The following is a 21393-nucleotide window of genomic DNA, read 5'->3' as shown; positions in this document are numbered from 1 at the left end:
GGGTTACTTCACCTTGTTGTTGGAGAGATCGAGCACGGGAGCGTCCGGGGCGTCCTTGCCGCCGCCGACGCCGATCGGGATGCCGGCCTCGGGGTGGTTGAGGTCGAACGCCGGCGACTCGGAGCGGATGCGCGGGATGGACGTGAAGTTGTGCCGCGGCGGCGGGCAGGAGGTCGCCCACTCGAGCGAGCGCCCGTAGCCCCACGGGTCGTTGACCGTGACCTTCGGGGCGTTGCGCGCCGTCAGGTAGACGTTGACGAAGAACGGGATCATCGAGATCGCGAGGATGCCGGCGCCGATCGACGAGACCTGGTTCATCCAGGTGAAGCCGTCCGACGGCAGATAGGTCGCGTACCGGCGAGGCATGCCCACCACGCCCAGCCAGTGCTGGATGAGGAACGTCGTGTGGAACCCGATGAACAGCAGCCAGAAGTGCCACTTGCCGAGACGGTCGTTGAGCATCTTGCCCGTCCACTTCGGCCACCAGAAGTAGAAGCCGGCGAACATGGCGAACACGACCGTGCCGAACACGACGTAGTGGAAGTGCGCCACCACGAAGTAGGTGTCGGACACGTGGAAGTCCAGCGGGGGCGACGCGAGGATGACGCCGGTCAGACCACCGAAGGTGAAGGTGATCAGGAAGCCGATCGACCACAGCATCGGGGACTCGAAGGTCAGCGAGCCGCGCCACATCGTGCCGATCCAGTTGAAGATCTTCACGCCGGTCGGAACAGCGATGAGCATCGTCATCAGCGAGAACCAGGGCAGCAGCACCGAGCCGGTCACGTACATGTGGTGCGCCCACACGGTGACGGACAGGGCCGCGATCGAGATCGTCGCGTAGATGAGGGTCTTGTACCCGAAGATCGGCTTGCGGCTGAACACCGGGAAGATCTCGGAGACGATGCCGAAGAACGGCAGCGCGATGATGTACACCTCGGGATGGCCGAAGAACCAGAACAGGTGCTGCCAGAGCAGTGCACCGCCGTTCGCGGCGTCGTAGATGTGCGCGTCGAACACGCGGTCGGCCGCGAGGGCGAACAGCGCGGCGGCGAGCACCGGGAAGGCCATGAGCACGAGGATCGAGGTGACCATCGCGTTCCAGGTGAAGATCGGCATGCGGAACATGGTCATGCCCGGCGCGCGCATCGTGATGATGGTCGTGATGAAGTTGACCGCACCGAGGATGGTGCCGAAGCCGGACAGGCCGAGGCCCAGGACCCAGAGGTTGCCGCCGATCCCCGGCGAGAAGGTCGTGCTCGACAGCGGCGCGTACGCGAACCAGCCGAACGACGCCGCACCCTGCGGGGTGAGGAAGCCGGCGACCGCGATCAGCGAGCCGAACGAGTAGAACCAGTACGCCAGCGCGTTCAGACGCGGGAACGCCACGTCCGGGGCGCCGATCTGCAGCGGCATGAGGACGTTCACGAAGCCGGCGAAGAGCGGCGTCGCGAACATCAGCAGCATGATCGTGCCGTGCATCGTGAAGAGCTGGTTGTACTGCTCCTTGGTCTGCACCACCTCCAGACCCGGCTCGAAGAGCTGGGCGCGGATGATGAGGGCCATCACGCCGCCGATGAGGAAGTAGATGAACGACGAGATCAGGTACATGTACCCGATCGTCTTGTGGTCCGTCGACGTGATGTAGTTCACGAGGATGTTGCCCTTGCGCTCAACGCCGTTGGCGGTGAGGAGGGTGGGCTTCGGAGCGGCCGCGGTGGTCGCTCCGGGCGCCGGTGCTGTCGTCGTCATGCGTCTGTCCTACTCGTTGCCGAAATCACTGGTTGCCCGTCGGGGCGCCCGTGCCGGGCAGGTTGTTGTTGCGGTCGTACTGAGACCCGAGCTGCCCCTTGAAGCCCTTGTCGCGCAGCGACTGGATGTGAGCGTCGTACTCGCTCTGCGACACGATCTTCACATTGAAGAGCATCGCGGAGTGGTACTCGCCGCAGAGCTCGGCGCACTTGCCGAGGAAGGTGCCGGTGCGGCCCGTGGTCGAGAAGTACATGTAGTTGGTCTTGCCCGGGATGACGTCCTTCTTGTAGAGGAAGGCCGGGACCCAGAAGGAGTGGATCACGTCGCGCGAGTCGAGCTGGACCGTGATCTTCTTGTTCTCGGGGAGGTAGAGCGTGGGGATCTGGCTCTCCTGGACAGAGCCGGGCGTCGCGTTCGAGTCGGTCGGCTGAGCCTGGATGCCCGGGTCGTACACGTTGTCGGTGACGTAGTTGAAGTCCCACGCCCACTGCTTGGCGTACACCTGGATCTTGAGGTCGGGGTGCGCGTAGGGCTGCTCGATGGCGTTCTGGTCGCGCGCCGTGAAGGCGAAGAAGCCGAGGACCAGGATCAGCGGCACGATCGTGTAGAAGATCTCGATCGGCATGTTGTAGCGGAGCTGCACCGGCAGGCCGGTCTGTCCCTTGCGGCGGCGGTACACGACGACCGCCCAGAGGATGAGACCCCAGACGATGATGCCGACGATGAGCAGGACGATCCAGCTCGTCACCCAGAGACCGCTGATGCGGTCGGTGTGGTTGGTGACGGGCTGCTGGCCCTCGACGAAGCCCGGCAGGAATCCGTGGAGCTGGGCCTGCGTGCAACCCGCGAGGACGATGGCAAGTGTCGCTGCGATCGGGATTGCAACCCATCGGAAACGGCGATTGTGACGCACCGGTGACCTTTCGAGAGACTCGGGGACAGTTCACATGCAACTGTATGTGGCGTTCTCTACCCTACTCCGCCGGACACCCGGTTTCGAACACAAAGGGCCGCCCACAAGGGGCGGCCCAGAGCTGTTTTTTGTGTTATAGAACGCTCAGTGGAACGAGTCTCCACAGGCGCAGGAGCCCGTCGCGTTGGGGTTGTCGATCGTGAATCCCTGCTTCTGGATGGTGTCCTCGAAGTCGATCGTGGCGCCGTCCAGGTAGGGCACGCTCATCTTGTCGACGATGACCTCCACCCCGTCGAAGTCGACGGTCGCGTCCCCGTCGAGCATGCGCTCGTCGAAGTACAGCTGGTAGATCAGCCCCGAGCAGCCGCCGGGCTGGACGGCGACGCGCAGACGCAGGTCGTCACGGCCCTCCTGCTCGAGCAGGCTCTTGACCTTGCCCGCTGCGGTGTCGGTCAGGCCGACGCCGTGGGCCTTGGTCGCGGTCAGCGCTGTGTCGGTCATGAGACTCCTCACACGTGGTTCAGGATTCGGATTGCGAAAGCTGGGTCGATTGTACGTCCCATTTCCGCGAGATCGCTCAGTTCCGGGCATCCAGGCGCGCGAGCAGCAGCGCCTCGGCGAGAATCGCCCTCTTGAACACCCCGAGGTGGAGCGACTCGTTCGGGCTGTGGGCACGGGTGTCCGGGTCCTCCACACCGGTGACCAGGATCTGCGCCTCGGGGAACTCGCGCACGAGGTCGGCGATGAACGGGATGGACCCTCCGACGCCGGTCTCCACCGCGTCTTTGCCCCAGGCGTCGGTCATGGCGCGCTTGGCCTCGGTGGCCGCCCAGCCGGCGGTGTCGACCAGGAAGGCATCCCCGGTGTCGACGTCGCTGATCTCGACGTGCGCTCCGAACGGCGCGTGCGCGCGCAGGTGGCGCTCGAGAGCCTCGTACGCCTCCGCTGCGGGCTGGCCGGGGGCGATCCGGGCGCTCAGCCGCACGGCCACGCTCGGCAGGAGGGTGTTGGAGGCGTCCACGACGCTGGGCGCGTCGATGCCGGTGACGGTGACGGTGGGCTGCGACCACATCCGGGACAGGATCGGTCCGGTGCCGATCGGGGTGACGCCCGGCAGCAGGGCGGCCTCCTCGCGGAACTGCTCCTCGCTGACCGCGGGCGGCTCGGCCGCGTCGTCGTGCGAGCGCAGGCCCTCCACCGCGACGGAGCCGTTCTCGTCGTGCAGCGTCGCGAGCAGCGCGACGAGCGCGAGCATCGCGTCGGGGGCCGCGCCGCCGTACATTCCGGAGTGCGACGCGTGCTCCAGCGTCGATACCGTGAGCTTGAAGGTCACGTTGCCGCGCAGCGACACCGTCAGCGCCGGCGTGTCGATGTCGACGTTGTCGGAGTCGGCCACCACGATGACGTCGGCCGCAAGCGCGGACGTGTTCTGCTCGAGGAAGTTCGCGAACGAGCGGGACCCGAACTCCTCTTCGCCCTCGATGAAGACGGCGATGCCGAGGTCGAAGTCGGGGCCGAGGGCCTCGACGAGCGCGCGGACGCTCGCCACGTGCGCCATCACGCCGGCCTTGTCGTCGGCGGCGCCGCGGCCGTAGAGCCGGTCGCCGCGCACGGTCGGCTCGAAGGGCGGCGTGTCCCAGTTCTCGGCGTCGCCCTGAGGCTGCACATCGTGGTGCGCGTAGAGGAGGACGGTCGGCCGGCCGTTCTTGGCGGCCCGCGTGGCGAGCACCGCCGGCTGCCCCAGGTTCTCCCCCGCGCCGGTCGACGGCCCGGAGATCGGCGCCCGCTTGATCTCGACGCTCTCGAACGCGCCGGTGTCGCGCAGCAGCTCCGCCACGGCCTCCGCGCTCTCCCGGACGTTCGCCGGGTCGTAGGCGGTCCACGAGACCGAGGGGATGCGCACGAGGCGCGAGAGCTCGGCGATGGTCGACGGGAGGCCGGTCTCGACGGAGGAGCGGATCCGCTCCTCCACCTCCGGCCGGTCCCCGGCTGCGGATCGGCCGGAAGGAGTCTGCTGGGTGTCTGTCATGCGGGTAATCTTAAACGGACCCCAGAACGAAGGCTCAAGCTTTGGCGAAACGACAGAACCCGGCGGCCGAGGCGCAGGCGCCCGCAACCGAGACCCCCGAACAGACCGCTGCACGGCTGCAGGGCAAGGGCGCCCCGACGCCCACCCGCCGCGAGCAGGAGGCCGCGCGCAAGCGGCCGCTGGTGCCGACCGACCGCAAGGAGGCGGCCAAGGCGGCACGTGCGCACCAGGCCGAGGCCCGCGAGAAGGCGCGCGTCGGCATGGCCGCGGGCGACGAGCGCTACCTCACCCAGCGCGACCGCGGGCCGCAGCGCCGGTACGTGCGCGACTACGTGGACGCCCGGTTCAGCATCGGGGAGTTCCTCATCCCGGTCATGCTGCTGGTGATCGTGCTCAGCTTCCTGCCGTGGGCCTTCATGCAGGTCTGGGGCCTGGTGGCCCTGTGGGCGTTCTTCCTGATCGCCGTCATCGACGGCATCGTCCTCGGCCTGCTGGTGACCAGGAAGGTCGCCGCCAAGTTCGGCAAGACGAAGGTGGAGCGCGGGCTCAAGTGGTACGCCGCCATGCGGGCCTTCCAGCTGCGCGTCATGCGCCTGCCGAAGCCGCAGGTCAAGCGCGGCCAGTACCCGGCCTGACGTGACGATCGTCGCAGCGGCGGACGGCTCCGCCCTCGGTAATCCCGGCCCTGCCGGCTGGTCCTGGTACGTCGACGACGAGCACTGGTCGGCCGGCGGCTGGCCGCACGGCACGAACAACATGGGCGAGCTCATGGCGGTCATCGACCTCCTGGAGTCGACCGCGCACGTGGACGACGACCTGCGCATCCTGTGCGACAGCCAGTACGTGATCAACTCGGTCACCAAGTGGATGCCGGGCTGGAAGCGCAAGGGCTGGCGCAAGTCGGACGGCGCCCCCGTGCTCAACCGCGAGCTGCTGGAGCGGCTCGACCGGGCGCTGCACGGCCGGACGTACACATTCGAGTGGGTCAAGGGCCACGCGGGCCACGAGCTGAACGAGGCGGCGGACAAACGGGCCCGCGCGGCGGCCACGGCCTACCGGGACGGCGAACCGATCCCGATCGGGCCCGGCTGGCCGGGTGCGGCGGTGCATGAGCCGGCGCCCGCACTGGCTGTGGCCGAGGTGGCGGCCGCCGCACCCGCCGCCCCCGCGGCGGTCGAGTTCGACCTCTTCGACGAGCTGCTCACCGCGTCCGAGACCGACGAGGATGTCGTGACGCGGCTCGAGCGCGAGCTCGTGGAGCCGGCCGTGCGTGCGGACTCCGCCCGCGTCGCCGCCCTGCTGCATCCCGACTTCGAGGAGATCGGCCGCTCCGGCCGGCTGTGGGGCCGCGACGCGATCCTGGAGGCTCTGGCCGAGGAGGACGCCCCCGCCGCCGAGCTCGCGGTGCTGGGTACGGAGCGGATCGGCGCGGACGCCATCCTGCTCACGGCGCGCACGGTGGACGACCGCGGCGCCAGCCTGCGCAGCTCGCTGTGGCTGCGCGTGGGAGGCCGCTGGCGCCTACGCTTCCACCAGGGCACGCCGGAGGCGTAGCAGACCGCGGTTGATCTGCCGCGCCCACAGCGGGCCGCGGTAGAGGAACGCGGTGTAGCCCTGAACGAGCGTGGCGCCCGCATCCAGTCGCCGCTGGACGTCCTCCGCAGTCTCGACACCGCCGACGGAGATCACGCACAGCTCGGCGGGGACGTGCGCGCGAATCAGGCGCAGCACCTCCAGCGAGCGCGCGGCGAGAGGGGCTCCGGACAGTCCCCCTGCGCCGGCGGCCTCCACCACGGCCGGGTCGGTCACGAGTCCGTCGCGGGAGATCGTGGTGTTCGTGGCGATGATCCCGGCGAGGCCCAGCTCGACGGCGAGGCCCGCGATCTTCTCGACCTGCTCGTCGGTGAGGTCCGGCGCGATCTTGACCAGCAACGGGGTCTCCCCCGCGACCTGCTTGACGGCGGTGAGCAGCGGGGCGAGCAGCTCCAGCTCCTGGAGACCGCGGAGCCCTGGCGTGTTCGGCGAGCTCACGTTGACGACCAGGTAGTCGGCGACGGGCGCGAGCGCGCGGGCGCTGGTCAGGTAGTCCTGGGTCGCGTCCTCGACGGCGACCACCCGGCTCTTGCCGATGTTCACCCCGAGCACGGGCCGGTGCCGCGCGCGGCGGACCTTCAGAAGGCGGTTGGCGGCCTCTCCCGCTCCGTGGTTGTTGAAGCCCATGCGGTTGATCACGGCGCGGTCCGGGATGAGCCGGAAGAGCCGGGGCCGGTCGTTGCCGGGCTGCGGGAGGGCGGTGATGGTACCCACCTCGACATGCCCGAAGCCGAGGTCGCCGAGACCCACGACCGCTTCGCCGTCCTTGTCGAAGCCGGCGGCGACGCCGAACGGGGACGCGAACCGCAGGCCGAGGGCCTCCACTGCGAGGGACCGGTCCGGCGCGGTGAACCGGCGGACGAGACCGCCGAGGCCGAGCGCTGGAAGGGCCCGGATCACCAGGAAGGCGAGATGGTGCGCGCGCTCCGGGTCGAGCTTCGACAGGACGAGGGAGAAGAGTGTGCGATACATGCCGGTACGAGAATACCGCGTCGCGCCGGCCCGATTGTCAGCCCTGGACGGCGGCCGGCTCGCCGTGGTGCTCGACGCGGAGCTGCTGGATGGCCTCTTCGAAGTCCTCCAGCGAGTCGAACGCCTGGTAGACGCTCGCGAAGCGCAGGTAGGCGACCTCGTCCAGCTCGCGGAGCTCGGGGAGGATGGCGAGGCCGATGTCGTTCGCTTCGATCTGGGACGCTCCGGTCGAGCGGATGGTCTCCTCCACCTTCTGCGCGAACACCGCGAGGTCGGAGTCGGTCACCGGCCGGCCCTGGCAGGCCTTGCGGACGCCGAGCACGATCTTCTCGCGGCTGAACGGCTCCACGACGCCGCTGCGCTTGATCACGCTGAGGCTCGCGGTCTCCGTCGTGGAGAAGCGGCGGCCGCACTCCGGGCACTGCCTGCGCCGCCGGATCGAGAGCCCGTCGTCGCTCGTGCGGGAGTCGATGACGCGGGAGTCCGGGTGGCGGCAGAAGGGGCAGAACATGAGGGAATTCTACCGCGCGGTGGAGCTAGGAGCAGCGCGGAGCGATGCTGCGACCCCAGCGCCGCGCGGTGGAGCTAGGGGCAGCGCGGAGCGATGCTGCGACCCCAGCGCCGCGCGGTGGAGCCAGGGGCAGCGCGGAGCGATGCTGCGACCCCAGCGCCGAGGGAGCCTGCGACCGAGGACCGAGCCTGCGACCGAGGACCGAGCCTGCGACCGAGGTTAAGAGCCTGACCTCACTCGAAGCGGATCGTTACCGCTTCGCCGTGCGCGGGCAGGTCCTCCGCCGACGACAGCGCGACGATCCGGTCGGCGACGGTCCGCAGCGCGTCGCGGTCGTAGCGGATGACCTGCTGCGGCCGGAGGAACGAGTACGCACCGAGTCCGGGCGAGAACCGGGCCTGGCCACCGGTCGGGAGGACGTGGTTGGAGCCCGCGAGGTAGTCGCCGAGGCTCACCGGCGCGCTCGGGCCGACGAAGATCGCGCCCGCGTTCTGGATCTGCGCGAGCAGCGCGTCCGGGTCGGCGGTCTGCAGTTCGAGGTGCTCCGGGCCGTAGGCGTTGCTGAACGCGGCGGCGGCCGCGAGGTCGTCCACGAGTACGAGCGCCGACTGCGGGCCGCCGAGCGCGGTGCGCACACGCTCGGCGTGCTTGGTGGCGCCGGCGAGGGACTCCAGCTCGGCCGCGACCCGCTCGGCGAACGCCGGGCTGTCGGTGACGAGCAGCGAGGCCGCGGCCTCGTCGTGCTCGGCCTGGCTGATCAGGTCGGCGGCGACGAAGCGCGCGTCTGCGGTGTCGTCGGCGATCACGAGGATCTCGGTGGTGCCGGCCTCCGAGTCGATGCCCGCCTGGCCGCGCACGACGCGCTTGGCGGCGGCGACGTAGATGTTGCCGGGGCCGGTGATGACCTGCACGGGGTCGAGGCCGATCTCCTCCACGCCCCAGGCGAGTGCGCCGATCGCGCCGGCGCCGCCCATCGCGTAGACCTCGTCGATGCCGAGCAGTCCCGCCGCGCCGAGGATGACCGGGTGAACGGCGCCGCCGAACGCGCGCTGCGGCGGACTCGCGAGAGCGACGGAGGCGACGCCGGCGACCTGCGCGGGGACGGCGTTCATCACGACGCTCGATGGGTACACGGCCTTGCCGCCGGGGACGTACAGCCCGGCACGCTCCACCGGCTGCCAGCGCTGCACGATGGTCGCACCGGGCCCGATCCGGGTCTCGGCGGGCGGCGGGACCTGCGCGGCCGTCGCCTCGCGGACGCGGACGATCGCCTCCTCCAGGGCCGCACGGACGTCGGCGGGCAGCGCGGCGACGGCGGCGGCGATCTCTGACGCCGGAACGCGCACCGAGGCGGGCGCGCCGCCGTCGAACTTCTCGGCCTGCTCGGCGAGAGCCGCCGCTCCCTGGCCCGGACGTCGTCGATCAGCTCGGTCGCGACATGCACCGCGACCTGGATGTCCACGACGGGACGGGGCACGAGGCGCTCGAAAGCGGCCCGGGTAGGCTGGACTCCGCGGAGATCGATGGTCTGCATCATGACCGCTCAAGCCTATCCGCACCGCCCGCTCCGCTCAGCCCCGAACGCTGGCGCGGAATTCCTCACCCCGAACGGCGCTTGATAACCGCATATGACTGACGCGACTCCCGACCTCTCCGCCTTCCGGCAGGCGTTCCGCCGGCACGCCGCCGGTGTGGCGATCGTCACCGCACAGACCGCAGACGGCACGCCGGTCGGGTTCACCGCCACCTCGCTCGCCTCGCTCTCCGCCGTCCCGCCGCTCGCGACGTTCAACATGGCGCTCTCCGCGTCGAGCTGGCCGGCGATCGCGGACACCGATCGGGTGATCATCCACATGCTCGGCGTGCGGAACAAGGGCGTGGCCGAAATCCTCTCGGACGACAACACCCGGCGCTTCCTCGGCGACCACTGGCGCCGCGGACCCCACGGCCTCCCGGTCATCAACGACGTCACGGCGTGGATGGTCGGCCGCATCGTCGACCGCTTCCCGGTGCACAACAGCGCCGTGGTGGTCGTCCAGATCGAGGAGGGCGAGCTCGGCGCCCCCGACGAGCCGCTGCTCTACCACGAGCGCCGCTACCACCGCCCCAGCGAACTCGACTGACGGCAGCCATCGCTTCCTCACTTTCTCCCGCCAATCACCGCGTGTCGGCGGGAGAAAGTGAGGAAGCGATCGCTGCTAGACCAGGCAGTTGGGGCCGAGGAGGCCTTTGAGCTCGCCGTAGAGGTCCGGGGAGACTTTGACGGGCTTCGGGACCTCGAAGACGCGGGCGGTCTGGCCTTTGACGAGTCGGAGGCGGACCTCGCTGTCGCCGGGGTGCCGCGACAGCACCTCTGCGAGCGAGGCGACCGTGTCTGTCGTCGCGCGCTGGTCGGCCATCGTGATCATGAGGGTGCCGATGTCGTCGGCCTGACCGAGGTCGGGCACCATCAGGCTGAACGCGTGCAGGTTCATCCCGTCGTCGCGCATGCTGACCCGGCCGCGGACGACGACGATCGAGTCGCCCTGCATCATCGGCGAGAACTCCTGGTACGCCTTGCCCATGAACATGACGGTCATCTCGCCGCCGAAGTCCTCGACCTGGATCATGCCGTACTGGTTGCCGGACGCCTTCGCCACGCGGTGCTGCACGCTCGTCACGAGCCCCGCGATGACGACGGTGTCGCCGTCCTGCACGTTGTCGGACGCCAGCAGCTCGGCGATCGACGTGCTCGCGAGCTTGGCGAGCTGCAGCTCCAGCCCGGCCAGCGGATGGTCGGACACGTAGAGGCCGAGCATCTCGCGTTCGAACGCGAGCTTGTCCCGCTTCACCCACTCGGGGCGGTCGGGGATGTGGTGCTGCGTCTGGCTCTGCTCGTCCTCGCCCCAGAGGCTGTCGAAGTCGAAGCCGACGTCGCCGTTCGCCTCGCTGCGCTTGATCTTGACCGCGGACTCCACCGCGTCCTCGTGCACCTCCACGAGCGCGCGCCGGGTGTGCCCGAGCGAGTCGAACGCGCCCGCCTTGATGAGCGACTCGACGGTGCGCTTGTTGGCCGCGTGGATCGGGACCTTGTTCAGGAAGTCGTGGAACGACTCGAACCGGCCTTTGCTCTCGCGGGCCGCCCGCACTCCGTCGACGACGTTGGCGCCGACGTTGCGGACGGCACCCATGCCGAAGCGGATGTCCTCGCCGACGGCGGCGAAGTAGAGGTTGGACTCGTTGACGTCCGGCGGCAGCACCTTGATGCCCATGCGGCGGCACTCGTTGAGGTAGAGCGCCATTTTGTCCTTGGAGTCGCCGACGCTCGTCAGCAGCGCGGCCATGTACTCGGCCGGATAGTGCGCCTTGAGGTAGGCCGTCCAGTACGAGATGACGCCGTACGCGGCAGAGTGCGCTTTGTTGAAGGCGTAGTCGGAGAACGGCAGCAGGATCTCCCACAGCTTGCCGACCGCCGCCATGGAGAAGCCGCGGTCGACCATGCCCTGCGAGAAGCCCTCGAACTGCTTGTCCAGCTCGGACTTCTTCTTCTTGCCCATCGCGCGGCGCAGGATGTCTGCTTGGCCGAGCGAGAAGCCCGCGACCTTCTGCGCGATGGCCATGACCTGCTCCTGATAGATGATCAGGCCGTAGCTGGTCGAGAGGATCTCCGCCAGCGGCTCCGCCAGCTCCGGGTGGATCGGCGTGATGTCCTGCAGGTTGTTCTTGCGCAGCGCGTAGTTGGTGTGCGAGTTCGCGCCCATCGGGCCCGGGCGGTACAGCGCGATGAGCGCCGAGATGTCCTCGAAGTTGTCCGGCTTCATCAAGCGCAGCAGCGAGCGCATCGGGCCGCCGTCGAGCTGGAACACGCCGAGGGTGTCGCCGCGGGACAGCAGCTCGTACGCGCCGCGGTCGTCCAGCTCCAGCTCCTCGAGCACGAGGTTCTCGCCGCGGTTGTCGCGGATGTTGTCGAGCGCGTCGTTGATGATCGTGAGGTTGCGCAGGCCCAGGAAGTCCATCTTGATCAGGCCGAGCGACTCGCAGGCCGGATAGTCGAACTGCGTGACGATCTGGCCGTCCTGCTCGCGCTTCATGATCGGGATGACGTCGATCAGCGGATCGGACGACATGATCACGCCCGCCGCGTGCACGCCCCACTGGCGCTTGAGGTTCTCGAGCCCGAGCGCCGTGTCGAAGACGGTCTTGGCCTCGGGGTCGCTCTCCACGACCGCGCGGATGTCGACGGCCTCCTTGAAGCGCGGGTGCTCCTTGTCGAAGATGCCCGTGAGCGGGATGTCCTTGCCCATCACGGGCGGCGGCATCGCCTTGGTCAGCTTCTCGCCCATCGAGAACGGGAAGCCGAGCACGCGGCCGGAGTCCTTGAGGGCCTGCTTGGCCTTGATGGTGCCGTAGGTGACGATCTGCGCGACGCGCTCGGAGCCGTACTTCTCGGTCACGTACTTGATGACCTCGCCGCGGCGGCGGTCGTCGAAGTCGACGTCGAAGTCGGGCATCGAGACGCGGTCCGGGTTGAGGAACCGCTCGAAGATCAAACCGTGCCGGAGCGGGTCGAGGTCGGTGATCCGCATCGCGTACGCGGCCATCGACCCGGCGCCGGAACCACGGCCGGGGCCGACGCGGATACCGTTGCGCTTCGACCAGTTGATGAAGTCGGCGACGACGAGGAAGTAGCCGGGGAAGCCCATCTGGGAGATGACGCCGATCTCGTAGTCGGCCTGCTTGCGCACGTCCTCGGTGATCCCGCCCGGGTAGCGCTCGTGGAGGCCCTTCTCGACCTCCTTGACGAACCAGCTCTGCTCGGTCTCGCCCTCCGGCACGGGGAACCGCGGCATGTAGTTGGCCGCGGTGTCGAACTTCACGTCGACGCGCTCGGCGATCGCGAGCGTGTTGTCGCACGCGTCCGGATGGTCGCGGAAGAGGCGGCGCATCTCCTCCGGCGTCTTCAGATAGAACTCGTCGGCGTCGAACTTGAACCGGTTGGGGTCGTCGAGGGTCGAGCCGGACTGCACGCACAGCAGCGCCGCGTGGCTCTTCGCGTCGGCCGCGTGCGTGTAGTGGAGGTCGTTGGTCGCCACGAGCGGAAGACCCAGCTCTTTGGCGAGCCGGATCAGGTCGCTCATGATGCGGCGCTCGATGCCGAGGCCGTGGTCCATGATCTCGGCGAAGAAGTTCTCGGGCCCGAAGATGTCGCGGAACTCCGCCGCCGCCTTCTTGGCCTCCTCGTACTGCCCGAGCCGCAGCCGGGTCTGGACCTCGCCGGACGGGCAGCCGGTCGTCGCGATGATGCCCTTCGAGTAGCGCTGCAGCAGCTCGCGGTCCATGCGCGGCTTGAAGTAGTAGCCCTCCAGCGAGGCGTACGACGAGAGCCGGAAGAGGTTATGCATGCCTTCGGTGGTCGCCGCGAGCATGGTCATGTGCGTGTAGGCGCCGGAGCCCGACACGTCGTCGCCGCCGCCGTCGCCCCAGCGCACGCGCGTCTTGTCGGTGCGGTGCGTGCGCGGGGTCAGGTAGGCCTCGGTGCCGATGATCGGCTTGATGCCGGCGTCCGTCGCCGTGCGCCAGAAGTCGAACGCGCCGAACATGTTGCCGTGGTCGGTGATCGCGACGGCCGGCATGCCCTGCTCGACGGCCGCCTCGATGAGCGGTTTGACGCGTGCGGCCCCGTCGAGCATCGAGTACTCGCTGTGGACGTGGAGATGGACGAAGGAGTCGGTCGGCACTATTGCTCCGGGTCGAGGTGAGGGCTTAAGACTACGTCGGACCTACGACGCCCGGAGCACGTCGAGAGCGTGTTGCAGATCCTCCGGGTAGGTCGTGGTGAAGGTCACCCACTCCCGCGTCGCCGGGTGCTCGAAGGCGAGCTGGACGGCGTGCAGCCACTGCCGGGTGAGTCCCAACCGGGCGGACAGCGCGGGGTCGGCGCCGTACATCGCGTCGCCGGCGCACGGGTGCCGCTGGGCCGCCATGTGCACACGGATCTGGTGGGTGCGACCGGTCTCCAGGTGGATCTCCAGCAGGCTCGCCGCCGGGAACGCCTCGATGGTCTCGTAGTGCGTCACGGACGGCTTGCCGCCGGCGACGACCGCGAACTTCCAGTCGCTCCGGGGATGCCGGCCGATCGGCGCGTCGATGGTCCCGGTCAGCGGGTCGGGGTGGCCCTGGACGACCGCGTGGTAGATCTTCTCGACCGTGCGGTCGTGGAAGGCGCGCTTCAGGACGGTGTAGGCGTGCTCGGACTTCGCCACGACCATCAGGCCGCTGGTGCCGGCATCGAGTCGGTGGACGATCCCCGCGCGCTCGGCGGCGCCGGAGGTCGAGATGCGGAAGCCCGCGGCGGCCAGCGCACCGAGGACCGTGGGGCCCTCCCAGCCGACCGAAGGATGCGCCGCGACGCCGACCGGCTTGTCGATGACGACGATGTCGTCGTCGTCGTGGACGATCGTCAGCTCGGGCACCGCGATCGGGACGATGCGGGCCTCCTCGCGCGGCTGCCAGGAGACCTCGAGCCAGGAGCCGGCCGAGAGCCGGTCCGACTTGTCCGCCTCGCGGCCGTCGATGGTGACGCCGCCGGCCTCGGCGATCTCGGCGGCGAAGCTTCGCGAGAAGCCCAGGAGCTTGGCGAGGCCCGCGTCGACGCGTGACCCTTCGAGTCCGTCGGGGACGGGGAGGCTGCGCGACTCCATCAGAGCTGGGGGTTTCGGGGCTCGCGCGACTCTGCGGGCGGCTCGGCCGCGACGACCGTGTCGTCCTCGCCGAACGCGTCATCCTCCTCGGGCTGCTGCTGCCCGTCGAGGCCGACGCCGCGGAGCGAGAGGATGAGGAACAGCACCATGCTCGAGACGATGGCGACGTCCGCGAGGTTGAAGATGGCGGGCAGCAAAGGAATCTGCAGGAAGTCCACGACGTGCCCGACGCCGAAGCCCGGTTCCCGGAAGAGCCGGTCGGTCAGGTTGCCGAGCAGACCGCCGAGCAGCAGCCCGAAGAGGATGGCCCACGCCGTCGAGCGGATGCGCGGCGCGTACCAGATGACGAAGCCGAGCACGCCGACGCCGACGATCGAGAAGATCCAGGTCGACCCGCTGCCGATGGAGAAAGCCGCGCCCGGGTTCTTCACGAAGTGGAGCTGGAGGAGCTGTCCGAGGACCTGGAGCTGCTGGCCCTCGTAGAGGTTCGAGACGACCAGGACCTTGGCGATCTGATCCACGAGGTACACGCAGAGCGCGACCACGGCCAGGATCACCAAGGCCCTGATGCTGACCTTGGCCCCGTTACCGACCTCGGCCTTCGGGGGCTAGCCTCCAAAGCCCGGGAAGACCGGAGGCTGAGCGCCCTGGTCCTGGCTGTTGCCGTCGGAGGAGCCCGCGGGCACCGGGGTGGGGGCGTTGCCGCCGAAGGAGGCGGACTGGCTGTCGAGGTCGCGGAGCTGGCCCTCGATGTAGCCCTTCAGGCCCTGGCGGTAGTCGCGCTCGAAGCCACGGAGTTCGTCGATGCGGCGCTCGAGGCCGGCACGCTCCTGGTCGAGGGCGCTGATCTGGGCGCGCTGCTTGGACTCGGCCTCGGCGACGATGCGGGCGGCGGTGGCGTGCCCCTCCGCGATGAGAGCGTCGCGCTTCTCCACGCCTTCGCGCACGTGCTCCTCGTGGAGGCGGCGGGCGAGCTGGAGGAGGTTGTTGGTCGCGTTCGGGTCGTTCGCGTCGGTGGCGCCGGCGGCGAAGCCCGCTGCGGCGCCCGCGGCGGCTGGAGCGGCGGCGGCCTGCTGCTTCGCCTGCGCTGCCTCCTGCTGGGCGGTGGCCAGGCGCTGCTTGAGCTCGTCGTTCTCCTGCTGGAGGCGCTGCACCTCGCCGTTGTCGGCGGCGGCCGGGGCCGCGGCCTGGCCGGAGCCGCCACTGCGCTGCAGCTCTGCGATGCGCGAGTCGGCGGCCACGAGGCGCTGCTTGAGCTCGTCGCTCTCCTGGGTCAGCCTGCGGAGCTCCACGACGACCTCGTCGAGGAAGTCGTCGACCTCGTCCTGGTCGTAGCCCTCACGGAATTTCGTCGGTTGAAACCGCTTGTTGACCACATCTTCCGGAGTCAGCGCCATGAGAAGCCACCTTAGATCTTGAAAAGGACGAACAGTGAGTGCGTTCAGCCAACGCTAGCAAAGTGCACGGCCGCCGCGCACTCCGCCGCACCCGTGGTGCGTCGGCCTCGACCACATTACAACGGCAGCGCAGCCCGACCCCAACCGACGCCAGCTCGGCGTCAGGTGAAACTCAGGGTCACGTAGAGGCCGATGATGACGACGAGCATGGTGAGGCTCCAGCCGAAGTCGATCGCGACCGCCCCCATCGACAGCGGCGGGATGATCCGGCGGAAGAATCGGATGGGCGGGTCCGTGACCACGTACGTCGACTCGGCGAGGACGAGCCCGAAGCCCCGAGGGCGCCACTGCCGCGCGAAGGTGCGCACCAGGTCGAGCACGAAGCGGGCCCAGAGCACGAAGAAGTAGATCAGGAGGACGTAGTAGAGCACGTTCGCGATGATCGAGACGACAAGCACAACACCCAGTATGAACGACGGCGTATGCACGAAAGCGCACCGCCCGGCCGGGCGGTGCGCTTTCGCAGGAAAAGGGTCAGGCCTGCGCGAAGAAGGAGGCGTCGACGTCGGCGTCCTGTCCGCCGTGCTCGCCGGAGACGACGACGTGCGACGGCGAGAGCAGGAACACCTTCGGAGTCACCCGCTCGATCTTGCCGTACAGACCCTGCGAGAGGCCGCTGGCGAAGTCGATGAGGCGGCGGGCGTCGCCCTCGCTCATCTGCGACAGGTTGATGATCACCGGGATGCCCTCGCGGAAGGACTCGGCGATCGCCTGCGCGTCGCGGTACTGACGGGGGTGGACTGTGAGGATCTCGTTCATTTCCTGTACCGAAACATTCCGTGCGGTGGACGATTTGCGCAGCGGGGTGACCGGAGCGCGGCCGGCCACGGGAGCGACCGGTGCAGGGTGCGGGACGGGCTGGACCGGCGACGGGGCGGGAGCCTCGCGGCGCGGCTGGTGCTGCACCGGCTGGTGCTGCTCCGGGGACTCTTCGAACTCCAGCTCCTCGTCGGCGAGGCCGAGGTAGACCATCGTCTTCTTCAGCGGGTTGGCCATGCGCTTCCTCCGTGTAGACCGGTGCGCCGACGCCTCGCACGCACTGAATGAACCTTCTTCCCTTCCGAGATTAACGAAGGCTTGGCCGATTCCCGGTAATGGCGGTGCCGATGCGAAGGTGTGTCGCACCGGCGGCGACGGCCTCCCGGTAGTCCTGGGACATGCCCGCAGAGATGGATGTCGCCTCCGGCGCGAGCGTGCGGACCCGCTCGGAGGCGAGCCGGACGCGCTCGAAGGCGCGTGCCGGCTCCTCGTCCAGCGGGGCGACCGCCATCACGCCGAGGAGGTTCAGGCCGGGCGTGGCGAGCACGTGCTCGACCAGCGGCTCCAGGTCGCGGTCGGCGACGCCGCCGCGCGCCGTGTCGTCGGTGAGGTTGAGCTGGACGAACACGTCCACGTCGGGCGCGTCGTCCAGCTTCAGAGCGTCGACGAGCGAGATCCGGTCCAGCGAGTGGATGACGGACGCGTAGCGCCGCACCTGTCGCGCCTTCTTGCTCTGAAGCTGGCCGACGAAGTGCCAGCGCAGGTCGAGGTCGGCGAGTTCCGCCGCCTTCTCCTGCGCCTCCTGGTGCCGGTTCTCCCCCACATCGCGCACGCCGAGCGCGGCGAGCTCGCGGACGAGCGACGCCGGGTGGAACTTGGTCACCACGATCGTCGTCAACTCGTCCGGGGAGCGGCCGGCGGCCCGGGCGGCGTCGGCGACGCCCTCCCGGACCGCGGCGAGCCGCTCGGCGAGCGGGCTACTTGAGGAAGTCGGGGATGTCGAGGTCGTCATTCTCGTCGTCGAACGCCGGGTCCTTCTGCGCGGTCTCGGTCACCGGGGTCTCGCCGGTCGCGTGCCACTCCGTGGCGGGGGCCTCGACCTCGCCGGCCTCGACCGCCGCGGACGAGGCGATCGACGCCTCCTCCGAGCCGGCCTCCACGTAGGTGGACCGACGTGCGTCCGCGGCCGCGGTCTGCACCGACTTCGGCTCGCCGCCGTCGAAACCGGCCGCGATGACCGTGACGCGCACCTCGTCGCCGAGGGTGTCGTCGATGACCGCGCCGAAGATGATGTTCGCCTCGGGGTGCACGGCCTCCTGTACCAGGCGGGCGGCGTCGTTGATCTCGAAGATGCCGAGGTTCGAGCCGCCCTGGATCGAGAGCAGCACGCCGTGGGCGCCGTCGATGGAGGCCTCCAGCAGCGGGGAGGCGACCGCCAGCTCCGCGGCCTTGATGGCTCGGTCCGCGCCGCGCGAGGAGCCGATGCCCATCAGCGCGGAGCCCGCGCCCTGCATGACCGACTTCACATCGGCGAAGTCGAGGTTGATGAGGCCCGGGGTGGTGATGAGGTCGGTGATGCCCTGCACACCGGCGAGGAGCACCTGGTCGGCGGTGGAGAACGCCTCCAGCATGCTGATGCCGCGGTCGCTGATCTCCAGCAGCCGGTCGTTCGGGACGACGATGAGGGTGTCGACCTCTTCCTTGAGCCGCTGCACGCCGGACTCGGCCTGCTGCTGGCGGCGCTTGCCCTCGAACGAGAACGGCTTGGTGACGACACCGATGGTCAGGGCGCCGATCGACTTCGCGATCCGGGCCACGACCGGTGCGCCGCCTGTGCCGGTGCCGCCGCCCTCGCCCGCGGTGACGAAGACCATGTCGGCGCCGGCGAGCGCCTCCTCGATCTCCTCCGCGTGGTCCTCGGCGGCACGGCGGCCGACCTCGGGGTCGGCTCCGGCGCCGAGGCCGCGGGTGATCTCGCGGCCCACGTCGAGCTTGACGTCGGCGTCGCTCATCAGCAGCGCCTGCGCGTCCGTGTTGATGGCGATGAACTCGACGCCGCGCAGGCCGAGCTCGATCATGCGGTTGACGGCGTTCACGCCGCCGCCGCCGATGCCGACGACCTTGATCACGGCGAGGTAGTTCTGGTTTGCTGTCACGTCCGGCCTCCACGGGAACCTTCAACCTCAAGTCGAGGTTTAAAGATATGCTGAGTATGCAATTCTCGATTCGACGGTAGAGGCGCAAGGGCCCCTGCCGCCGCAGTTCGCAGGCGTGTCGGCAAATGCGCCGTCAACCCGGTCATCCTGTCGTCACGCTGTGCGGCGACGAGACGTCGAAACGGCTCGCCTTCGGCGCGCCCTTGAGCAGCGCGGCGAGGTCGGCGGACTTGAGCGCCGAGTCCTCCGCGCTCCCCCAGACCACGGTCGCACCGCCCTCGCGGAGCGTGAAGGACACGTCGTCCTTCGTCTTCGCCGAGATGGTGTCGACCCGGCTCAGCACGTCGGCGGGCAGCGACGACAGCACGGCGGCCGCCGCGGCGAACCCGGAGTCCGCGTTCGCGTCGGCCGCGCCTCCCGTCGCGGCGATGATCGGGTATCCGGCCGGTCGGGTCGCGCTGGAGGAGATGGGGACCTTCGCCGCATCCACGAGCTCGAAGGCCGACCCGTGCTGGATGGCGCCGATCGCCTGGCGTTCGACGATGCGCACCACGAGGGTGTCCGGCGGGTGGCTCTCCAGCGTGTAGCTGCGGATGAGCGGGAAGGCGGCCAGGTCACTGGAGATCTCGGCCTGGTCGAGCAGCGCGAGCGGCTTGCCGACCTGGTCGCCGAGCTTGGCCGAGATCGCGCCGGCGTCCAGCCGCGAGGCGCCGACGACCTGGATGTGCCGGAGCGCGAGCAGTGGCGAGAGGCCGACGAGGATCGTGCCGAGCACGAGCGCGACGACGACGCCCGCAGCGCCGAGCCACGCCATCCTGCGGCGACGCGAGCGCTTGGTGAACCGGCGCACCTCGCCGCGCTCCACCCGGCGGCGCTCGGCGCGGGCGGCGCGGAGCGCCTGGGAGATCTCGCGATTGCTCGGCACGCGCTCCGTGAGCGGGAGGCGGTCGGCCGTCGCCCGGGACGGGCGGAGCTTCCGCTCGGGGAACGGCTCCTGCGAGCGGGCGATCGGGATCGGCTCGGTGATCGTCCCGACGGGGGCCGCGGCGCGGGCGTCCTCGGGGCGCGCCGGAGCGACGGTCTCCGGTGCGGAGGGCGCCGGAGCGCCGGGCTGCCGTGCCGCCGACCGTTCGAATCCCTGGGGACGCTTCACGCGGGCTACTCCCGGACGCGGCGGAGCGAGTCGAGGAGCTGCGGGACGATCCGGTAGACGTCACCGCAGCCCAGCGTGATGACGAAGTCGCCCTCGCGCGCGATCCGCGCGGTGTGGTCGGCGGCCTCCTGCCAGTCTGCGATGAACGCGACGTGCTCGGGATGCTGGAACCGATCCGCGACCAGGGCGCCGGTGACGCCGGGCTCCGGGTCCTCGCGCGCGCCGTAGACGTCGAGCACGACGGTCTCGTCGGCGTAGGTCTCGAGGGTCTCGGCGAACTCCTGCGCGAACAGGCGGGTGCGGCTGTAGAGGTGCGGCTGGTGGACCGCGATGATGCGGCCGTCGCCGACGACCGTGCGCGCGGCCGACAGCGCGGCGGCGACCTCGGTCGGGTGGTGGGCGTAATCGTCGTAGACGCTCACGCCGCCCACGTTGCCGTGCAGCTCGAAGCGGCGCTCGGTGCCGCCGAACTCCGCGATCGCGGCCAGCGCGGCGGCGGGGTCGAAGCCGAGTCCGGTCAGCACGGCGAAGGCGCCGGCCGCGTTGATCGCGTTGTGCCGGCCGGGCACCCGCAGGCGCGCCGAGTAGTCGGCGCCGGAGTAGCTCAGCGTGAACGCGACCGGGCCGTCGGTGACGATCGAGTGGACGCGCACGTCGGCGTCCTCCGCCTCGCCGAAGGTGACGACGCGCTTCTCCGGCGCGACCTCCACCAGCCGGCGGTGGACGTGCGTGGCGCCCGCGTCGTCGGAGGAGACGACCACGAACTCGTCGGCTTCGCGGGCGAACGTCACGAAGGCGTCCTCGAACGCCTCCAGCGAGCCGTAATGGTCGAGGTGGTCGGGGTCCACGTTGGTGATCAGCGCGACCGCCGTGTCGTAGAGCAGGAAGGAGCCGTCGGACTCGTCGGCCTCCACGACGAACAGCTCGCCGCTGCCCGTCTGCGAGCTCTTCCCGAGCGAGGCGATGACGCCGCCGTTGACGAAGCTCGGGTCCTCGCCGAGGCCCAGCAGCCCGGTGATGATCATCCCGGTGGAGGTGGTCTTGCCGTGCGCTCCCGCGACGGCGACGAGGCGCTTCTTGTTGATCAGCCAGGCCAGCGCCTGGGAGCGGTGCAGCACCGGGATGCCGTCGGCGAGGGCGAGCTGGTACTCCGGATTGTCCTGCCAGAGCGCACCGGTGACCACGAGGGTGTCGGCGTCGCCGACATTCGCGGCGTCGTGGCCGATCGCGATGGTGGCGCCGAGGGCGCGCAGCGCGTCGATGTTGGCCGAGTGGCGCACGTCGGACCCGGTGACAGTGTGGCCGGACTCCAGGAACAGCCGCGCGATTCCGCTCATGCCCGAGCCCCCGATGCCGACGAAGTGGAGCGTGCCCAGCTCGTCGGGGATGGTGGCGTTGAGGTCGGGTTTGATCGTCAC

20 protein-coding genes are annotated in these 21393 nt (G+C 69.6%); 3 read left to right on the top strand and 17 right to left on the bottom strand.

All coding sequences use genetic code 11. The features are described from left to right. Nucleotides 1–3: 3 nt before the first annotated feature. The 4 genes from ctaD to ACR5MH_RS02190 all read right to left on the bottom strand — a co-directional run bounded on the left by ctaD (nucleotide 4) and on the right by ACR5MH_RS02190 (nucleotide 4694). Nucleotides 4–1752, bottom strand: coding sequence for an aa3-type cytochrome oxidase subunit I (ctaD, locus tag ACR5MH_RS02205; RefSeq protein ID WP_433862234.1), 1749 nt, complete (start codon nucleotides 1750–1752; stop codon nucleotides 4–6). Nucleotides 1753–1777: 25 nt separating this feature from the next. After that, nucleotides 1778–2665: an aa3-type cytochrome oxidase subunit II gene (gene ctaC / locus ACR5MH_RS02200; RefSeq protein WP_433862233.1), complete on the bottom strand. Its 888-nt coding sequence runs from the start codon at nucleotides 2663–2665 to the stop codon at nucleotides 1778–1780. 144 nt (nucleotides 2666–2809) lie between these two features. Further along, a complete protein-coding gene (gene erpA, locus ACR5MH_RS02195; protein ID WP_185277112.1) occupies nucleotides 2810–3166 on the bottom strand; it encodes an iron-sulfur cluster insertion protein ErpA in 357 nt (118 codons plus the stop codon). A 76-nt stretch (nucleotides 3167–3242) separates the two neighbouring features. After that, nucleotides 3243–4694 (bottom strand): dipeptidase, encoded by a 1452-nt coding sequence (locus ACR5MH_RS02190; protein ID WP_433862232.1) that lies wholly within the window; start codon nucleotides 4692–4694, stop codon nucleotides 3243–3245. Nucleotides 4695–4735: 41 nt separating this feature from the next. Between ACR5MH_RS02190 and ACR5MH_RS02185 the strand changes: the two genes are divergently transcribed. Continuing rightward, entirely contained in the window at nucleotides 4736–5329 is a 594-nt protein-coding gene (locus ACR5MH_RS02185; protein ID WP_431350236.1) for a DUF3043 domain-containing protein, read from the top strand. 1 nt (nucleotide 5330) lies between these two features. After that, complete coding sequence (locus ACR5MH_RS02180; protein ID WP_431350235.1) at nucleotides 5331–6248, top strand: RNase H family protein; 918 nt, start codon at nucleotides 5331–5333, stop codon at nucleotides 6246–6248. Here ACR5MH_RS02180 and ACR5MH_RS02175 read toward each other — a convergent pair. The 3 genes from ACR5MH_RS02175 to hisD all read right to left on the bottom strand — a co-directional run bounded on the left by ACR5MH_RS02175 (nucleotide 6216) and on the right by hisD (nucleotide 9116). Beyond that, nucleotides 6216–7259 (bottom strand): quinone-dependent dihydroorotate dehydrogenase, encoded by a 1044-nt coding sequence (locus tag ACR5MH_RS02175; RefSeq protein ID WP_433862231.1) that lies wholly within the window; start codon nucleotides 7257–7259, stop codon nucleotides 6216–6218. The two genes, ACR5MH_RS02180 and ACR5MH_RS02175, sit on opposite strands and share 33 nt — an antisense overlap. 37 nt (nucleotides 7260–7296) lie before the next feature. After that, the gene (gene nrdR, locus ACR5MH_RS02170; RefSeq protein WP_431350234.1) at nucleotides 7297–7770 is read right to left on the bottom strand and encodes a transcriptional regulator NrdR; all 474 of its coding nucleotides are present in this window, start codon (nucleotides 7768–7770) and stop codon (nucleotides 7297–7299) included. A gap of 233 nt (nucleotides 7771–8003) precedes the next feature. Then, complete coding sequence (hisD, locus tag ACR5MH_RS02165) at nucleotides 8004–9116, bottom strand: histidinol dehydrogenase (RefSeq protein WP_433862230.1); 1113 nt, start codon at nucleotides 9114–9116, stop codon at nucleotides 8004–8006. 282 nt (nucleotides 9117–9398) lie between these two features. Between hisD and ACR5MH_RS02160 the strand changes: the two genes are divergently transcribed. Then, a complete protein-coding gene (locus tag ACR5MH_RS02160; protein ID WP_431350232.1) occupies nucleotides 9399–9893 on the top strand; it encodes a flavin reductase family protein in 495 nt (164 codons plus the stop codon). Between the two features lie 75 nt (nucleotides 9894–9968). Here ACR5MH_RS02160 and dnaE read toward each other — a convergent pair whose 3' ends face one another. The 10 genes from dnaE to murC all read right to left on the bottom strand — a co-directional run bounded on the left by dnaE (nucleotide 9969) and on the right by murC (nucleotide 21393). Then, on the bottom strand, nucleotides 9969–13487 hold the full coding sequence (dnaE, locus tag ACR5MH_RS02155; RefSeq protein ID WP_433862229.1) for a DNA polymerase III subunit alpha: 3519 nt from the start codon (nucleotides 13485–13487) through the stop codon (nucleotides 9969–9971). 42 nt (nucleotides 13488–13529) lie between these two features. Next, complete coding sequence (locus ACR5MH_RS02150) at nucleotides 13530–14450, bottom strand: RluA family pseudouridine synthase (RefSeq protein WP_431350231.1); 921 nt, start codon at nucleotides 14448–14450, stop codon at nucleotides 13530–13532. After that, nucleotides 14450–15007, bottom strand: a complete 558-nt coding sequence (gene lspA, locus ACR5MH_RS02145) for a signal peptidase II (RefSeq protein WP_431350250.1) — start codon at nucleotides 15005–15007, stop codon at nucleotides 14450–14452. The genes ACR5MH_RS02150 and lspA overlap by 1 nt, the downstream gene beginning before the upstream one ends. A gap of 51 nt (nucleotides 15008–15058) precedes the next feature. After that, nucleotides 15059–15847 (bottom strand): DivIVA domain-containing protein, encoded by a 789-nt coding sequence (locus ACR5MH_RS02140; RefSeq protein WP_431350230.1) that lies wholly within the window; start codon nucleotides 15845–15847, stop codon nucleotides 15059–15061. Nucleotides 15848–16008: 161 nt separating this feature from the next. Then, on the bottom strand, nucleotides 16009–16305 hold the full coding sequence (locus ACR5MH_RS02135; RefSeq protein ID WP_431350229.1) for a YggT family protein: 297 nt from the start codon (nucleotides 16303–16305) through the stop codon (nucleotides 16009–16011). A gap of 76 nt (nucleotides 16306–16381) precedes the next feature. Next, nucleotides 16382–16903 carry a cell division protein SepF gene (locus tag ACR5MH_RS02130; protein WP_431350228.1) on the bottom strand — a complete coding sequence of 174 codons (522 nt, stop codon included), beginning with the start codon at nucleotides 16901–16903 and terminating at the stop codon, nucleotides 16382–16384. Between the two features lie 70 nt (nucleotides 16904–16973). Next, on the bottom strand, nucleotides 16974–17678 hold the full coding sequence (locus ACR5MH_RS02125) for a YggS family pyridoxal phosphate-dependent enzyme (RefSeq protein ID WP_431350227.1): 705 nt from the start codon (nucleotides 17676–17678) through the stop codon (nucleotides 16974–16976). Next, on the bottom strand, nucleotides 17644–18822 hold the full coding sequence (gene ftsZ / locus ACR5MH_RS02120) for a cell division protein FtsZ (protein WP_431350226.1): 1179 nt from the start codon (nucleotides 18820–18822) through the stop codon (nucleotides 17644–17646). The genes ACR5MH_RS02125 and ftsZ overlap by 35 nt, the downstream gene beginning before the upstream one ends. Nucleotides 18823–18964: 142 nt before the next feature. Beyond that, the gene (locus tag ACR5MH_RS02115; protein ID WP_431350225.1) at nucleotides 18965–19975 is read right to left on the bottom strand and encodes an FtsQ-type POTRA domain-containing protein; all 1011 of its coding nucleotides are present in this window, start codon (nucleotides 19973–19975) and stop codon (nucleotides 18965–18967) included. Between the two features lie 5 nt (nucleotides 19976–19980). Beyond that, complete coding sequence (gene murC, locus ACR5MH_RS02110) at nucleotides 19981–21393, bottom strand: UDP-N-acetylmuramate--L-alanine ligase (protein WP_433862228.1); 1413 nt, start codon at nucleotides 21391–21393, stop codon at nucleotides 19981–19983.

The organism is Streptomyces sp. L7 (assembly GCF_050990935.1).
GTDB lineage: Bacteria > Actinomycetota > Actinomycetes > Actinomycetales > Microbacteriaceae > Leifsonia.
This window is presented reverse-complemented; position numbering and strand designations above follow the sequence as displayed.

Coding starts and splice junctions, on each gene's coding strand:
- ACR5MH_RS02160 (WP_431350232.1), top strand. CDS start 9,399: ATGACTGACGCGACTCCCGACCTCTCCGCCTTCCGGCAGGCGTTCCGC.
- ACR5MH_RS02140 (WP_431350230.1), bottom strand. CDS start 15,847: ATGGCGCTGACTCCGGAAGATGTGGTCAACAAGCGGTTTCAACCGACG.
- ACR5MH_RS02190 (WP_433862232.1), bottom strand. CDS start 4,694: ATGACAGACACCCAGCAGACTCCTTCCGGCCGATCCGCAGCCGGGGAC.
- ACR5MH_RS02150 (WP_431350231.1), bottom strand. CDS start 14,450: ATGGAGTCGCGCAGCCTCCCCGTCCCCGACGGACTCGAAGGGTCACGC.
- ACR5MH_RS02175 (WP_433862231.1), bottom strand. CDS start 7,259: ATGTATCGCACACTCTTCTCCCTCGTCCTGTCGAAGCTCGACCCGGAG.
- ACR5MH_RS02130 (WP_431350228.1), bottom strand. CDS start 16,903: ATGGCCAACCCGCTGAAGAAGACGATGGTCTACCTCGGCCTCGCCGAC.
- nrdR (WP_431350234.1), bottom strand. CDS start 7,770: ATGTTCTGCCCCTTCTGCCGCCACCCGGACTCCCGCGTCATCGACTCC.
- erpA (WP_185277112.1), bottom strand. CDS start 3,166: ATGACCGACACAGCGCTGACCGCGACCAAGGCCCACGGCGTCGGCCTG.
- ACR5MH_RS02125 (WP_431350227.1), bottom strand. CDS start 17,678: ATGACGACCTCGACATCCCCGACTTCCTCAAGTAGCCCGCTCGCCGAG.
- ctaD (WP_433862234.1), bottom strand. CDS start 1,752: ATGACGACGACAGCACCGGCGCCCGGAGCGACCACCGCGGCCGCTCCG.